General features: G+C 72.8%; 15 protein-coding genes and 1 pseudogene. 6 read left to right on the top strand and 10 right to left on the bottom strand.

Features of this window, described 5'->3' with window-relative positions; genetic code table 11:
- Positions 1-16 precede the first annotated feature (16 nt).
- Entirely contained in the window at positions 17-562 is a 546-nt protein-coding gene (locus ACMATS_RS32525; protein ID WP_390775952.1) for a GNAT family N-acetyltransferase, read from the bottom strand.
- A gap of 76 nt (positions 563-638) precedes the next feature.
- On the opposite strand from ACMATS_RS32525, the gene ACMATS_RS32520 reads away from it, so the two are divergent.
- The 4 genes from ACMATS_RS32520 to ACMATS_RS32505 all read left to right on the top strand — a co-directional run bounded on the left by ACMATS_RS32520 (position 639) and on the right by ACMATS_RS32505 (position 3,959).
- Positions 639-1,031, top strand: a complete 393-nt coding sequence (locus tag ACMATS_RS32520) for a VOC family protein (RefSeq protein WP_414169913.1) — start codon at positions 639-641, stop codon at positions 1,029-1,031.
- Positions 1,032-1,295: 264 nt separating this feature from the next.
- The gene (locus ACMATS_RS32515; RefSeq protein WP_390775954.1) at positions 1,296-1,895 is read left to right on the top strand and encodes a DUF5134 domain-containing protein; all 600 of its coding nucleotides are present in this window, start codon (positions 1,296-1,298) and stop codon (positions 1,893-1,895) included.
- A gap of 110 nt (positions 1,896-2,005) precedes the next feature.
- Positions 2,006-2,944 carry a M56 family metallopeptidase gene (locus ACMATS_RS32510; RefSeq protein WP_390775955.1) on the top strand — a complete coding sequence of 313 codons (939 nt, stop codon included), beginning with the start codon at positions 2,006-2,008 and terminating at the stop codon, positions 2,942-2,944.
- Between the two features lie 49 nt (positions 2,945-2,993).
- On the top strand, positions 2,994-3,959 hold the full coding sequence (locus ACMATS_RS32505; protein WP_414169911.1) for a pirin family protein: 966 nt from the start codon (positions 2,994-2,996) through the stop codon (positions 3,957-3,959).
- Here ACMATS_RS32505 and ACMATS_RS32500 read toward each other — a convergent pair.
- Both ACMATS_RS32500 and ACMATS_RS32495 read right to left on the bottom strand, forming a co-directional pair.
- Positions 3,887-4,510 carry a hypothetical protein gene (locus tag ACMATS_RS32500; protein WP_414169909.1) on the bottom strand — a complete coding sequence of 208 codons (624 nt, stop codon included), beginning with the start codon at positions 4,508-4,510 and terminating at the stop codon, positions 3,887-3,889. The two genes, ACMATS_RS32505 and ACMATS_RS32500, sit on opposite strands and share 73 nt — an antisense overlap.
- Positions 4,511-4,554: 44 nt before the next feature.
- Positions 4,555-5,778: an MFS transporter gene (locus tag ACMATS_RS32495; RefSeq protein WP_390776059.1), complete on the bottom strand. Its 1,224-nt coding sequence runs from the start codon at positions 5,776-5,778 to the stop codon at positions 4,555-4,557.
- An 87-nt stretch (positions 5,779-5,865) separates the two neighbouring features.
- Between ACMATS_RS32495 and ACMATS_RS32490 the strand changes: the two genes are divergently transcribed.
- The gene (locus tag ACMATS_RS32490; RefSeq protein WP_390776060.1) at positions 5,866-6,324 is read left to right on the top strand and encodes a winged helix-turn-helix transcriptional regulator; all 459 of its coding nucleotides are present in this window, start codon (positions 5,866-5,868) and stop codon (positions 6,322-6,324) included.
- A 63-nt stretch (positions 6,325-6,387) separates the two neighbouring features.
- Positions 6,388-7,074, top strand: a complete 687-nt coding sequence (locus ACMATS_RS32485; protein WP_414169908.1) for a phosphatase PAP2 family protein — start codon at positions 6,388-6,390, stop codon at positions 7,072-7,074.
- A 7-nt stretch (positions 7,075-7,081) separates the two neighbouring features.
- Here ACMATS_RS32485 and ACMATS_RS32480 read toward each other — a convergent pair whose 3' ends face one another.
- The 7 genes and pseudogenes from ACMATS_RS32480 to ACMATS_RS32450 form a co-directional block, all read right to left on the bottom strand.
- Positions 7,082-8,407, bottom strand: coding sequence for a glutamate-1-semialdehyde 2,1-aminomutase (locus ACMATS_RS32480; protein ID WP_414169907.1), 1,326 nt, complete (start codon positions 8,405-8,407; stop codon positions 7,082-7,084).
- Positions 8,408-8,526: 119 nt separating this feature from the next.
- Positions 8,527-9,060: pseudogene (rfbC, locus tag ACMATS_RS32475) on the bottom strand (dTDP-4-dehydrorhamnose 3,5-epimerase); the annotation flags it as partial.
- Positions 9,057-10,283, bottom strand: coding sequence for a polysaccharide pyruvyl transferase family protein (locus ACMATS_RS32470; protein ID WP_414169906.1), 1,227 nt, complete (start codon positions 10,281-10,283; stop codon positions 9,057-9,059). The pseudogene rfbC and the gene ACMATS_RS32470, both read right to left, overlap by 4 nt.
- Positions 10,280-11,227, bottom strand: a complete 948-nt coding sequence (locus tag ACMATS_RS32465; protein WP_414169905.1) for a glycosyltransferase family 2 protein — start codon at positions 11,225-11,227, stop codon at positions 10,280-10,282. Before ACMATS_RS32465 ends, ACMATS_RS32470 begins: the two co-directional genes overlap by 4 nt.
- The gene (locus tag ACMATS_RS32460) at positions 11,224-12,549 is read right to left on the bottom strand and encodes a hypothetical protein (protein ID WP_414169904.1); all 1,326 of its coding nucleotides are present in this window, start codon (positions 12,547-12,549) and stop codon (positions 11,224-11,226) included. The genes ACMATS_RS32465 and ACMATS_RS32460 overlap by 4 nt, the downstream gene beginning before the upstream one ends.
- Before the next feature lie 5 nt (positions 12,550-12,554).
- The gene (locus ACMATS_RS32455) at positions 12,555-13,829 is read right to left on the bottom strand and encodes a DUF4910 domain-containing protein (protein ID WP_391156171.1); all 1,275 of its coding nucleotides are present in this window, start codon (positions 13,827-13,829) and stop codon (positions 12,555-12,557) included.
- Complete coding sequence (locus tag ACMATS_RS32450; RefSeq protein WP_390776067.1) at positions 13,826-14,851, bottom strand: NAD-dependent epimerase/dehydratase family protein; 1,026 nt, start codon at positions 14,849-14,851, stop codon at positions 13,826-13,828. Before ACMATS_RS32450 ends, ACMATS_RS32455 begins: the two co-directional genes overlap by 4 nt.
- Position 14,852: the final 1 nt, after the last annotated feature.

The raw sequence follows: 14,852 nt of genomic DNA, 5'->3' as shown, positions 1-14,852 counted from the left end.
TGCCCCGGGCCGCGCCTCAGGCCAGTCCCTTGACCAGCAGCTCGAACTCCAGGTCGGTGCGCTGCGGGATACCGAAGCGCTCGTCGCCGTAGGGGAACGGGCTCATCTCCCCGGTCCGCCGGTAGCCGCGCCGCTCGTACCAGGCGATCAGTTCCTCGCGCTGCCGGATGACGGTCATGTGCATCTCGCGCACGCCCCACTCCTCGCGCGCGACGCGCTCCGCCTCCGCCATCACGGCCTTGCCCAGGCCGCCGCCCTGGGCGGTCGGGCGGACCGCGAACATCCCGAAGTAGGCGTGGCCGCCGCGGTGTTCGACGTGGCAGCAGGCGATCGGTTCGCCGTCGCGCTCGGCCACCAGGAGCCGGCTGCCGGCGTGCGTCACCACGGCCATGACGCCCTCGGGGTCGGTGCGCTGGCCCTCCAGCAGGTCCGCCTCGGTCGTCCACCCGGCACGGCTGTCGTCACCGCGGTACGCCGACTCGATCAGCGCGACGAGGGCCGGCACGTCGCCGGCGGTCGCGGGTCGGAAGGCAAGATCGGCGGTACGGGCGGCGGTCTCCATGGATGACGTGATCCTCTCCGTGCACTTTCGGGCGTATGTACGACCCTAACGGAGCAGTTGTGCGTACAGTCGCGGCATGGTGCACGTACTGAGCAGCAGGGTCCTGCTCCGGCCGGTCGATCCGGAGCGGTCGCGGGAGTTCTACGGCAAGGCACTGGGGCTCGCGGTCTACCGCGAGTTCGGCACGGGGTCCGAGCGGGGCACGGTCTACTTCCTGGGCGGCGGCTTCCTGGAGGTCTCCGGGCGCGCGGAGGGGCCGCCGGGGCCCGGGCTGGAGCTGTGGTTCCAGGTGGCGGACGCGGCGCAGGCGTACCGGGATTTCCTGCAGCGCGGGGTGCAGGTCCTGGAGCCGCCGGAGACCAAGCCGTGGGGGCTGGTGGAGATGTGGATCGCGGATCCGGACGGGGTGCGCATCGCGGTGGTGGAGGTGCCGGAGGGGCATCCGCTGCGGTACCGGCCGGGGATCTAGCCGGGGCCTGAGGGCTCTGCAGGAAGGGCGGTGCGTCGACTGCGGGCTCGTCGTGGCTGGTCGCGCAGTTCCCCGCGCCCCTTCGGGGCGCGATCACGCACCGTAGAGGGTCTCACGGCCGTGCACTCCTGCCGAATGCGCCCCCGTGCGCGGGCGCATGTTCCGCCCGGCGTTGCGCTGCCGCCGTGCGCCTGTGCGCTCCCGTGTGCAGCGGCTGCGGTGGGCAGCCTCCCGTGGGTGGATATGCGTTCGGGGAGGTGTGCTGTGCACGGACCGCCGTTGGTGGGGTGGCTGCTCGTCGTGCTGTGCACTGCCACGGGCGTGTACTGCCTGCTCGGGATGCGGGCCGGCGCAGCGGGGGAGCGCCGGGCCGCGGGAGGAGACGCCCTGATGGGCCTGGGCATGGCGGCCATGGCACTGCCGGCCGGGATGCCGGCGGCCACGTCGTGGGGGGCGATGCTGTTCGCCGTGGTGTTCGGGGCCGCGGGGGGCCGGGCACTGGTCATGGCGCGGCGACGGGCGGAGGGGCACCAACTGCACCATGCCGTGGGGGCGTTGGCGATGGTCTACATGGCGCTCGCGATGGCGGGCGCGCCGTCCGGCGATCATGCGATGCAGGGCGGATCGATGCACGAGCCGGCGGGCACTCCCCTGTTGACCGGGCTGTTGCTGGTGTACTTCGCGGTCTATGCCGTGCGGGCCACGGCGCGCCTCGTGCCCGTGCCGGCGGCCGTCGCCGCGGGCGAGGGCTCGTGGGCGTGCGGCGCAGCGCGGGGGCCGCAGCGGCCGGGGCGGCGCGAACTGACCACCGCGTGCCGGTTGTCCATGGCGATAGGGATGCTGGCGATGCTGCTCACGCTGTGAGCCGGATGCGTCGCCGGGTCGTCGGGCCGCCGTCCACGGTTCCCGTGGTCTGCGTCACTTCGCCGTCCGAGCCGTACCCCCGGACAGGCGTGCGCTCATAGGGTGACGCCATGATGGTCACGCTCGCGTTGCTGGTCCTCGGCGGACTGGCGGCGGCCGTGGCGCCACGCGTGCTGACCCGCGCCGACTGGCCCGTCCGCGAGCCGGTCGTCGCCCTGTGGGTGTGGCAGTGCGTGGTGGCGGCCGTGCTGCTGTGCTGTGTTCTCGCCATGTCGCTGAGCGCTGCCGAGGCCTGGGAGGCCGTCCGCGGCAACGTCTTCGCCCCCGCCCCGCGCGGGGTGGTGGAGGCCTATGCCCTCGGCGCCCACAGCGCGTGGGCGGCGCCGCTGGCCATCACCCTTGCGTCCGGCGCCGTGTGGACGGCGGCGATGCTGACCCGCGAGGTCCGCGGGGCGCGGGCGCGCCGCCGACGCCGACGCGTCGAACTGCGGCTCCGCTCCCCCAGGCTGCCCGGAGAGGCGCCGGGCACGGAGCGGCTCGTGGTGCTGGAGGGCGACCGGCCCGACGCCTGGCTGCTGCGCGGCGGCCCCGCACCCCAGCTGGTGATCACCACGGGGGCACTGCGCCGACTGAAGGGGACGCAGCTCGATGCGGTGCTGGCCCACGAGCAGGGACACGCCCGGGCCCGGCACGACTGGCTGCTGCACTGCTCCTCGGCGCTGGCCCACGGCTTCCCCCAGGTGCCGGTCTTCGCCGCCTTCCGCGACCAGGTGCACCACCTGGTCGAGCTCGCGGCGGACGACTGCGCCTCCCGCCGCTTCGGGCGGCTGACCACCGCGCTCGCCCTGGTCGAACTCAACGAGGACCGCGGGGTGTTCGGCCCCTGCCCGGCCGGTGCCTCGCACCTGCCGGGCCGCGTGGACCGGCTGCTGGCCCCCGCACCCCGGCTCACCGCCGCACACCGGCTGCGGCTGACGGCCGTGGCGGCACTGGTGCCGTTCGTCCCGGTGCTGGTGACGTTCGTGCCGGGCCTCAGCGCCCTGCACTGACCTCCCGGCCGGTCCGGCCGGTCCGGCCGGGAGGTGGCAGGGTGTCGTCATGAGCAACCTCGACCTCCAGCCCACCCCCACCGGGTGCGGCGGCCGCCAGGACATCACGGCGCAGCCGGTGCGCGAGCTGCTGCCCGCCAAGGACGTACCGCTCGGCGAGAGCACGATCGTGCGCCGCCTGCTGCCGAGCATCGGCCGCCGGATGATCGGCGCCTGGTGCTTCGTCGACCACTACGGCCCGGACGACATCGCCGACGAGCCCGGCATGCAGGTCGCTCCGCACCCGCACATGGGGCTGCAGACCGTCAGCTGGCTGCACGCCGGCGAGGTCCTGCACCGCGACAGCCTCGGCAGCCTGCAGACCCTGCGCCCGGGGCAGTTGGGGCTGATGACCTCGGGGCGCGCCATCGCGCACTCCGAGGAGTCCCCGCGCGAGCATGCTCCCGTACTGCACGGCGCCCAGCTGTGGGTGGCCCTGCCCGACGCCCACCGGCACACGGACCCCGCGTGGGAACACCATGCCGAGCTGCCGCGCGTGACGGGCGGCAGCATCGACGCCACCGTCATCATGGGCGAACTCGACGGGGCGTGCTCCCCCGCCACCACCTTCACCCCGCTCGTCGGCGCCGACATCACCCTGCCCACGGGCTCCTCGGCCCGCCTGCCGGTGCAGCCGGACTTCGAGTACGCGGCCCTGACCATGTCCGGCGAGGCCGAGGTCGACGGTGTCCGGCTGGCCCCCGGCTCACTCCTCTACCTGGGCTGCGGGCGACGCGAACTGCCGTTGCGCGCCGACGTGGACAGCGCGTTCATGCTGCTGGGCGGCGAGCCGTTCGAGGAGCGGGTGGTCATGTGGTGGAATTTCGTGGGGCGTTCCCACGAGGACATTGCGCAGGCCCGTTCGGACTGGATGACCGGCTCCCGCTTCGGCACGGTGCACGGCTACGAAGGGGACCGGCTGCCTGCTCCCCAACTACCGCCGGTGGCGCTCAAACCACGGGGAAGGGCGCGCTGAGCTTCGTGCAGGGTGTACCCGCCGTCGACGATCTTCGCGTCGGCGGCGGGTGCCATGCACTTCGTGAGGAGCGGCTCGCCCTTCTTGGTGGCTCCGGAGAGCCCGATACGGGCCTCGCCCTTTCCCTTTTCCGGGACGAAGAAGCTCACGCCCATGCGGGTGTGCGGGTCCAGCACGGTGCGCCAGGGGTGGCCGGGGCTGGTGCGGACCAGGCGGCCGGTGACGGTGGCGGTGGGGCCGCCGGTGGTGAGGCAGTCGACCTTGAACTCGCCCCAGTAGACCTTGCCGTCCTGGGCGTGCGAGATGCGGAAGGTGCCCCAGGAGCGCTGCGGGATGCTGCCGACGGTGTACGTGGAGCGGGCGTCGACGGACACCCGGACCTCCTGGTTCGCCACGGGGTAGTCCATGCGCGCTTCGCCCTTGAGTGAGGAGAGCGAGGAGAGAGAGGAGACGGTAGTGGTCTCCCGCGCAGGCGCCGCGACGGCGACGGGCGCGGCGACAGCGGCCACGACGGCGAGGAGGGCGGTGGCGCGCAGGGTCCTGTTCAGCATGCGGGGCTCCGATCGGAGGGCTTCGGGATGCCCGTTGATCATCGTCAACGCCGGTTCCCACAGGCATCGTTCGCAGGGAGGGTCCCTCTCTGCCGCACGGCGGAGACGGGTGTCGGACCACCGGCGGCCACCCAGACGGTCAGCCCGCAGGCCGCGAAGCCGGCCCCTAGGAGGCTGGAGCCCGTCCAGCCGAGGGACGTGCAGACGGAGGTGGTGGCGGCCGCGCCGAGGGCGGAGCCGAGCGAGTAGAAGACCATGTAGCTGCCGATGACGCTGCTGAGGCGGTCCGGGTGTGCGGAGGTGAGCAGGTGCTGGTTGCTCACGTGGACGGCTTGGACGGCGAAGTCGAGGACGACGATGCCGATGACGAGGAGCCACAGGGCCCACGTCAATTGCCCGATCGCCGCCCATGAGGCGATCAGCAGGACGAGTGCGAGACCGCTGACCGGGATCGCCCGTCCCGCGTCCGCCCACCGTCCGGCACGTGCCGCGCCGAGCGCACCGGCGACGCCGGCGATGCCGAACAGTCCGATCTCGCTCTCGTTCAGGTGCCACGGCGCGTCCGCCAGCGGCAGGGCCACTCCGCTCCACAGCGTTCCGAACGACGCGAACAGGAAGAACGTGATGAGCCCGCGCGTCAGGAAGAGGCGCTCCGTGAACAGTCCGCCGAGTGAGGCGAGAGTCTGCCGATACCCCGGACCCGCGTGTCCGTCGGGGCGTTCGTCCGGCGGCAGCACGGCGAGGACGAGGACCGCGAGCCCGACCGACAGCGCCGCGAGCAGGACGTAGATGCCCCGCCAGCTCCACACGTCGGCGAGCGCGCCGGTGACGACCCGTGCACCCAGGATGCCGATCACGACGCCCGAGGTCACGACTCCGATGTTCCGTCCGCGTTCGGCAGGCGGCGAGACCGACGCGGCGTAGGCCACCGTGGTCTGCACCACCACCGCGAACACCCCGGCCGCCGCGAGCCCGAGGAACGCCGTCCACGCGGCCGACGCCGCGGCTGTCAGGACCATGCCCGCCGCGGTGACGGCCAGGTGCACGGCAATGAGCCTGCGCCTGTCGGCCACCACATCGCCGAGCGGCACCAGCAGCAACAGCCCCGCGATGTAGCCGAACTGGCCGGTCGAGACGATCCATCCGGAGAGATCCGCCGACAGACCGAGATCGCGTCCCATCGGCCCGAGAACCGGCTGCGCGGCATAGATGCTCGCCACCGCGACACCGCACACCACCGCGAGCAGCAGACGCCGCCACGTGTTCATCGCACCCCATCCCCAATCGGTAGCAGATTGCAACCGATTTGACCGTACGGCATGATGGTTTCGATCCGCAACTCATCGGGAGGTGTCATGTCGCGTACCACCGCGTGCGCCCCGAACTCCGAATGGACCGACCCCGACTGCCCCGTCGCCCGCACGCTCGACCTCGTCGGCGACAGGTGGAGCCTGCTCGTCGTCCGCGACGCGATGGACGGGGCACGGTCGTTCACCGAGTTCCAGCGACGCACCGGCATCGCCCGCAACATCCTCACGGACCGGCTCCGCAAGCTCACCGCTCACGGACTCCTCGCCCAGCACACCGCGCCGTCGGGCCGCCGCCGGGAATACGTGCTGACCGATGCCGGGCACGACCTCTTCGCGGTCATCCTCACCCTGCGCCAGTGGGGGGAGCGCCACGCCTACGGCCCGGGCGAGACCCATTCCACCCTGGTCGACCAGCACGGCGCCCCGGTGCCGGACGTCGCGCCGGCCGGGGCCGACGGCGCGGTTCTCGGGGCCGCCACCACCCGCGTACAGAAGTCCCGCTGAGCTCCCACTTGTTGGCTAGGGTGGTACGCAGAGAGGCTACGCAGGCTGACGGGGGGCTTGTCCGTGGGGAGTTGGCGCCAGATCACCACAACCGGCCTGCCGGCTCCCGCGGTGCTGCCCGCATCGCTGCGCGCGCCGCTCGGGCCGATCACGGCCCTCGCCGCGCTGGTGGTCGTCGCGCTCGGGGTCCTGTACGCCGGTCACGGCCAACCCGGCACGGTGGACAGGTGGATCGCCGATCCGACGGCGGACAGCGTGCGGCCGCCGTGGCGGCACGTCGCTCTGGCCCTGGACTTCCTGGGGAACCCCGCCGGGTCGGTGATGCTGGTCGCGGTCATCGTGACGGGCTGCCTGCTGTTGCGGCGTCCTCGGGCAGCGGTGCTCGTCGTTGCCGGGGCCGTCGTCGCCGTGGGTACGGCGACGCTGCTCAAGTCCCTGGTGGGACGCACCATCCACGGCGACGACAACCTGTCCTACCCGAGCGGGCACACCGCCTTCTTCACCGCGCTCACCCTCACGGTGGCGCTGCTCGTGACCGGCCGGCTCGGCCTCGGCAGGGCGGCCGGTACGTTGCTCGTGCTCGCCGCGGCGCTGGTTGCCGGCGCCGCCATGGGCTGGGCGCAGGTCGTCCTGGGCGCGCACTACCCGACCGACGTCCTCGGCGGCTGGTGCACCGCGCTGGCGGTGATACCGGCGACCGCATGGCTGACCGATCGGATGGCCGACGCCGGCCGCCAGAAGGGTAGTTGACGTCACATCACGCCAAGCGGCGGAACACCGGCTTCACCGGCCGTCCACCCAGCCAGGGAGTCGGGTCGGCGGCGTCCAGTGCCTTCCGGTACACCGCACACGCCTGGGCCACCACGTCGACGGTGTGCTCGATGTCGGCGTCGTCGAGTGCGCTGCTCACCACGAACGACGGGGCCAGTACCCCGCCCGCGAGGAGGCGGCGCAGGAACAGGGTGCGGTACTGCTGCGACGGCTGCCGGTCCTCGTCGAGGGTGGCGAAGACCAGGTTGCTGGCCCGGCCCCGGACGAGGACGTGGTCGCCGACGCCCATGCTCGCCGCGGCGTCGCGGACACCGGCGGCCAACCGCTCGCCGAGGGCGTGCAGTCGCGCGGTGATGCCCTCCTCGGCGTAGACGGTCTGCACGGCCATCGCGGCGGCCAGCGAGTGCGTTTCCGCACCGTGCGTGGTGGACAGCAGGAACACCCGGTCACCGGAGTGGCGCAGCCCGCCCCGCTCCATCAGGTCGCGGCGCCCGGCCAGCGCGGAGACGGCGAACCCGTTGCCCAGTGCCTTGCCGAACGTGGAGAGGTCGGGGACGACGCCGTACAGGCCCTGGGCGCCCGCCTCGGACCAGCGGAAGCCGGTGATCATCTCATCGAAGATCAGTACGCAGCCGTGCCGGTCGGCCAGTTCGCGCAAGCCGGCGAGGTATCCCGGCGGCGGCTCGGTGTGGCCGGCAGGTTCGAGGATCAGGCAGGCGACCTCGTCCTCGTACCGGGCGAGCAGTTCCTCCGTGGCGGCCAAGTCCCCATAAGGGAACGCCACGGTGAGCTCGGTGGTCGCCGCCGGGATGCCCGCGGACATCGGCGTGGTGCCGATGAACCAGTCGTCGACGGAGAAGAACGGATGGTCGCCGCAGATGGCCACCCGTGAGCGCCCGGTGGCGGCGCGGGCGAGGCGCACCGCGGCGGTGGTGGCGTCGGAGCCGTTCTTCGTGAACTTCACCATCTCGGCGGTCGGCACCGTGGCCAGGAAGCGTTCCGCGGCCTGGGCCTCCATGATGGACGGCCGGACGAAGTTGCTGCCGCGGTCGAGTTCCCGCCGCACCGCCTCGATCACGCGGGGATGGGCGTGGCCGAGGCTGACCGACCGCAGGCCGGAGCCGTACTCGATGTAGCGGTTGCCGTCGACGTCCCACACGTGGGCACCGCGGCCGTGGCTGATGACCGGGGCCAGGTTCTCGGGGTACTGGTCGTCGCCCTTGGCGTACGTGTGCGCGCCCCCGGGGATCACGGCGTGCAGCCGCTCGTTCGCCTGCCGGGACCGGGGCAGCTGGAACTCTTCGGTGGTCACGGCCGACCTCATTTCTCCGTGTTCCTGACACTGGCTCGCTTTGCGTTGTCCGCACCGGGGACCTCGGCTGACCCGCTTGTCCTGCTGGGGGCCCGGGGGTTGTCCCCCGGGAGATGCAGTAGGGCCTCGGCGAGGCTCGGTGCCTCCCGGTCCCGCTGGGACATCGATGTGACCGGCAGCGGCCAGGGAATGGCGAGCTCCGGGTCGTCGAAGGCGATCGTCACGTCCTCGGCCGGATCGTGCGGGCGGTCGATCCGGTACGAGGTGTCGGCGGTTTCGGTCAGCGCCTGGAATCCGTGCGCGCACCCCGCCGGGATGTACAGGGTCGCCTGTGTCTCGCCGGACAGCTCGAAGAAGGCCCGGTTGCGGTAGGTCGGCGAGTCCGCCCGCAGGTCCACGACGACGTCGAAGATCCTCCCGTACGAGCACCGCACCAGCTTGGCCTCGCCGGCGCCGGAGCGCAGGTGCAGGCCGCGCAGTACGCCCCGGGCCGATCGGGACACGCTGTCCTGGATGAAGGCGTCCGGGTCGAGGCCCACCGAGCGGACGACGTCGGCGTCGAAGGTGCGGCAGAAGAAGCCGCGTTCGTCGGCGTACGGCGTCGGCTCGAACAGGAACGCGCCGTGGATCGCCGGGACTTCGGTCGTCTTCATGAAACCTCCCGTGTGGCGTGGGCGTGGACGTGGTCGGCCGCCGGGAACAGGGCCGTGGTCAACGCGGCGAACTGCTCCTCCAGTTGCCGGGAGGCGGTCGTGTTCCGCTCGGTGAGGGTCCGCCGCAGCTCCGCCGATCGCTGCTCCAACGACCGGAATTGTTCGAGCAGCCGGTCGGCGTCGACGTCGCGGGCCGGGTGGCAGTACGCGCCCAGCCCCATCCGGTCCATGAGCGCGTCGCTCTTCGCCGCATAGCTGAGCGCGAGCGTCGGCGTGCCGACCTTCAGCGCGCAGACCAGGTTGTGGTACCGGGTCGCCACCACGGTGTCGGCGGCCGCCATCTCCTTCATCAGGTCGGCCAGCGAGGCCGCCTCGACGGCGGTGACCAGTGGCGAGTCCACCGCGGCGAGGATCGCGGCGACCACCGGCCCATCGCACTCGTCCCCGGTGACCAGCCGGACCGGCCTGCCGTCCGCGACCAGCGCGCGGACGAACCGGGTTGTCCCGTCGAGGTAGCGCCGGTGGATCTCCTCGGCCCGGGCGCGGTCGTCGTTGCCGCCGTGGAAGTCCATGACGCCGACGCAGACCGGGCCCGGCGTACCCGAAGACGCGCCGGAAGGCGGCGTCGGCAGGGCGAAGGCGAGGTCCGGGTAGACCTCGTCGCGCGCGGTGTCCACGCCCATCGCCCGCATCGCGTCGCGGGACAGGGCGTCCCGGTACGAGCGGTACGTGGCCAGCCGCGCCGACCAGCGCACCAGGGCCCGGGTCGGCCGGTCGCCGATCGCGTCGGCGCCGACGCCGACCAGCGCGACCCGGGTGCCGAACGGCCGGCCGGCCGCGCAGAGCAGGAACAGCGCGTAGGGGAAGCCCCACGGCCGCAGCGGCAGCGTGGCCTCCAGGACGCCCATCCCCGGCACGATCACCACGTCGTGCCGGCGCACCCAGGCAGCGGTGCGGACGGCGTCGACGAGTTTGCCCAGGCCCTTGGCCGCGATCGCGCCCGCACGGGACGCGGTCCGGTACTCCCCGCGGTACCAGTGCAGTCGCGTCGCGGGGATCCGGTACCGGGTCGCGACGACCTCGGGTCCGCCGCACAGCGCGTCCACGACCGCCTCCGGGTGCTCGGCGCGGAGGTACCCGAGCACGGCCTCCAACGACCCGTCGTTGCCGAGGTTGCCGGAGCCGAGCAGGCCGAACACCCCCACACGTGGTGCAGTCTTCATGTCCTCCGCCCCTCACGGCCCGCGACGAGGGCGTCGACGGAGACATCGAGCCGGCCCGGGTCGACGGGGGCGCGGTCCTCGACCCGCTCGCCGACGCCCGGCCGGACCCGGCTGGTCATCCAGTCAGCCAGGTGACGGAAGCACACGCGCCGGTCGGCCGCGGACAACGGCGCCCGCCGGATCGCCGAGGCGAAGCCCCAGACGTACTCGGCGAGCAGCCGGGGCGTCGGGTGCAGCGGGCCTGCCCGGCGCGGGTCCAGGTTGATGCACCGGGAGCGCTTGGAAGGGTTCGCCCGCTCGGCGCGGGTGGGGTGGTCGCGGCGGAAGTACAGCAGCTCCGGCACCTGGTGGAAGGGCCCGTTCAGGACGATCTCGGCGACGAACGTGCGGTCCGCGTGGTGGTAGCTGTCGTGCGGCTTCACCCGGCGCAGCACGTCGGCCCGCATCACCCCGTAGAAGTCGTCGCCGCCGGGCTCGAACAGGAAACTGCGGAAGCGCTCCGGCGCGAACGGCGAGTCGGTGTCGAGCCCGTACTCGTACGGGACCTTCACCCGGCCGTCGCCGTCGATGACCGCCTGGCCGGAGTGCGCGAGGATCACCTTCGGCCGCTCGTCCAGCGCCTCCACACAGCGCCGTAACAGGTCCCGGGCGTACAGGTCGTCGTGCGAGGCCCACTTGAACAGCTCGCCGCGGCACTGGGTGAACACGTAGTTGTGGTTCGGCGCGGCACCGATGTTCCGGGGCAGCCGGAGGTACCGGATGCGCGAGTCCTGTGCCGCGTACGTGCGGCAGATGTCCTGCGTCCCGTCGGCCGAGGCGTTGTCCGCGATGACCAGCTCGAAGTCCTCGTAGGTCTGGCCGAGCAGGGCGTCGAGCGACTCGGCGAGGTACTCCTCGCCGTTGTAGACGGGCAGGCCGATGCTCAGCCTGGGGTGGGCGGTCATGTCGTCCTCACTTCGGGGATGGGATTGCGGTGGTGCTCGCGCAGGGCGGTCCGCAGTTGTAGCCACCACACGGCCGAGCCACAGGCGGTCGCGGTGGCGACGCCCCAGGCCGAGCCGACCGTGCCGGCCGCAGCAGCCCCGCCGATCCCGCCTGCGAGGTAGCAGGCGGAGGCGAACAGCTGGCAGCGCACGCTGCGCCGGGCCGCGGCGAGCGCGCGCAGCCCGGCCGCCGCGCCGCTGCCGAGACCGGCGCCCGCGACGCCGAGCGTGGCCGGCACGATGAGCCGCGAGGCGGAGTGCCAGACGTCGCCGAGCACGAGTTCGCCGGCCCGGTCCGGCATCAGCAGCAGCGCCGAGCCCCACAGCAGCGCGGCGCCGGCCTGCCCGCCGCCCAGCAGGAGGCAGAACCGGCCGAGCCGTTGAGGTGCCTGCCTCAGCACCCGGGCCGCCTCCGCGACGGTGACCAGCGACAGCCCCATCAGCAGGGCGAGGAACGGGCCGAGCAGCAGTTCGGCGCCCCGGACCGCACCCACCGCGCCGACTCCGGCGATCGCGCCGAGCCCGTACGCCCGCAGCTGGCTCGCGCCGCTGAGGCTGACGTTCTCGACCAGGTACCGGGAGCCGAGGTCGCGCTGCTCGCGGAGCCACCCGCGGGCCTGGGTCACCCGGGGGCGGATGCCGGACTGGAGGAAGCCGTATCCGGCCGCCGCCGCGGCGGCGGCGCCCCAGGCCAGCAGGAAGGCGGCCACGGTGCCCACCCGGGCCGCCACGGCCATGGCCGGGACGAGTGCGACGCCCTGCACGAGGTCGTTGGTGAACGCCTTCCGCCCGGCGCCGGCGGCGAAGAACGCGAACCGCCGGGAGTCCTGCAACAGCAGCGCCGGCAGGGCGACTCCGAGGGAGGCGAACGCGGGCCCCACGTCGCCGCCGAGGCCGAGCCCGACCAGCAGGCACACGGCGCCGAGGAAGGCGCCGACGGCGAGCGCGGCCCCCGACGACCGGGCCGCCGCCGCGCGCCAGGCCGCCTCCGGCACGCCGCTGAACCGCACCACGAGCGGGTCGGTGGCCAGCCCGCGGGAAACGTTGAGCACCACGCCGTAGGTCAGCCAGGCCAGGCTGAACACACCGAACGCGGTCACCCCCAGTTCGCGGGCGACGTAGATGCCCACCGCGAAGTTGATCAGGCTGGAGACCGCCTGGTCGCCCAGCCCCCAGGACAGCCGGCCGACGACGCCCCGTTTGCCGGTCCTCCGGGTTTCCCCGGGTCCCTCCGCCGGTGTCGCTGTGGCCGGTGTCGTCGTCCTCACCCCCTCGGTGGTCATCGGCGTCACGCCTTGATCAGCCCGGCGCCCTGCAGGGCGCCGGCCGCGACGGCGATCGTGTCGAACGACAGCCCGGACCGCTCGGCGACGTCCAGCAGACTGTGCTCGCCGTCGGAGAGGCTGAGCACCCAGAGCATGGCCATCTCGGCCTGCTTGGTGTCGCTGCGGCCGCCGAGCGCGTCGTACAGACCGCGCCGGCCCAACTGCGGTTCGCCGTAAGGGCTGAGGTTGACGTACCGCCGGTTGCGGTCCAGCACGGCGCATGCCTCGCGGCAGACGGCGAGCGTGTCCGCCATCGCCTCCGGGGAGACGAAGCCGGGGTTGTCCGCCGAGGTGTGGTACTCGGGGTAGCCGGCGTACGGGGTCCGGCTGAGCGAGCCCACGCCGAGGTCGAACCCGGGCGAACAGTACTGCCGCTCGTCGTAGCCGTACGGGGTGAACTCGGCGATGTGGTGCGGACGTTCGGATGCACGCAGCACGTGCCGCAGTACCCGGTCGATCTCCGCGTCGCCGCGCCTGCTCTGCTTGTACGTCAGCCGGCCCGGGTCCCCGGCACAGGCCAGCACCAGCCCGTGCTTGACCCGGTCGATCCGCTCCGCGTTGCGGGCCAGCCAGGTGATCGCCCCGATGGTGCCGGGCGCGAAGATGAACCGGTAGGTGTAGTGCGGCGTCCGCTCCGCCAGCGCCCGGGCCAGGAACGTCGCCACCGCGATGCCGGCCAGGTTGTCGTTGGCCAGCGACGGGTGGCAGACGTGGCAGGAGACGATCACCTCGTCGGCGACCTGCCCGGGGACGACGTGCTCGGCGTAGGTGAGGTGGCCGTCCGCGAGCGTGGAGTCGATGCGCACCTCGTACTCGCCGTCCGGCAGCGCGTCCAGGGTCTCCTGGGCCAGGCAGAACCCCCATTGCGGCTTGTAGTAGCTGGTGCGGTACGGCACCCAGGCCGGGTGCTCCGGCAGGGTGTGCAGGTGTCCGCGCAGCTCGGCCAGCGGCATGGTCGCCGACACCGGCACGCTGTAGCCGAGCACGTGCAGGCTGGACGCGGCGAAGTCGACGACCCGGTTGCCCGCGGTGTCGGCGATGTACGCGTCCCGGATGTTCCACTCCTGCGGCACCGTCCAGTCGAGCACCTGGGTTCCGGTCGGCACCTCGTGCACCTGCAGCGGGACGTACTCGTCGACGATCTCCAGGGTGGCGCGCACCCCGTCGCCGGTGATGCTCCGGCAGAGCGGGTACAGCCGCTCCACCAGGGCATGCATCTGTTCGCCGGTCGTGGTCATCGACTCCGCCGCAGGGTGTCGTCGACGGTGCCGGCCTCGGACGCCGCGCGCAGCACGGCAAGCCGGGTGAAGCGTCGCTCGAAGTCCTCCCGGGTCAGCCCGTACTTCCGGTAGGCGTCGGCGAGTTCGAGGGCGCCCTGCTTCACGGTCCACTCGCAGTCGAAGCCGGGCACCGCGGTGCGGAACCGGGAGAAGTCCACCCGGTACGAGCGCGGATCGGCACCGGTCTCCCCGGTGATGACCACCCGCGAGCCGGGTACCGCGTCGGCGACCTGCCCGGCGATCTCGGCGACCGTGACGTTGTTGACCTCGCTGCCGATGTTGAACGCCCGGTCGTGCACCGCTTCTTGCGGTGCGGTCAGCGCGGCCGCGAAGGCCCGTGCGATGTCGGCGGCGTGCACCAGCGGGCGCCAGGGGGTGCCGTCGGAGAGCACCAGCACCTCGCCGGAGAGGAGCGCGTGGCCCACCAGGTTGTTCAGCACGATGTCGGCGCGCAGCCGGGGCGAGTAGCCGAAGGCGGTGGCGTTGCGCATGTACACCGGGCTGAAGTCGCCGTCGGACAGCGCGTGCAGGTCGTCCTCGACCCGCACCTTGGACTCCGCGTACGGGGTCACCGGGCGCAGCGGGGCGTCCTCGGTCACCAGGTCGCCACCGCCGGCGGCGCCGTAGACCGAGCAGGTGGACGCGTAGAGGAAGCGCCGGACTCCGGCGTCGCGGGCCAGTCGGGCCAGCTGCACGGACGCGTGGTGGTTGATGTCGTAGGTGAGCTCCGGCGCCAGCGAGCCCAGCGGGTCGTTGGACAGCGCGGCCAGGTGGATCACGGCGTCCACCCCGGCCACGTGTTCGGCCGTGACGTCGCGCAGGTCCACCCGGTGCCCCTGCGGGTCCGCGGGCAGCGGGCCCAGCAGGCAGTCGGCGAACAGGCCGGAGTCGAGACCGACGACTTCGTGCCCGGCGGCCGTGAGGACCGGGGCCATCACGGTGCCCAGGTAGCCCTGATGTCCGGTCAGCAGTACGCGCAAG

The sequence above is a fragment of the Streptoverticillium reticulum genome, assembly GCF_047456005.1.
Taxonomy (GTDB): Bacteria; Actinomycetota; Actinomycetes; order Streptomycetales; family Streptomycetaceae; genus Streptomyces; species Streptomyces reticulum.
This window is presented reverse-complemented; position numbering and strand designations above follow the sequence as displayed.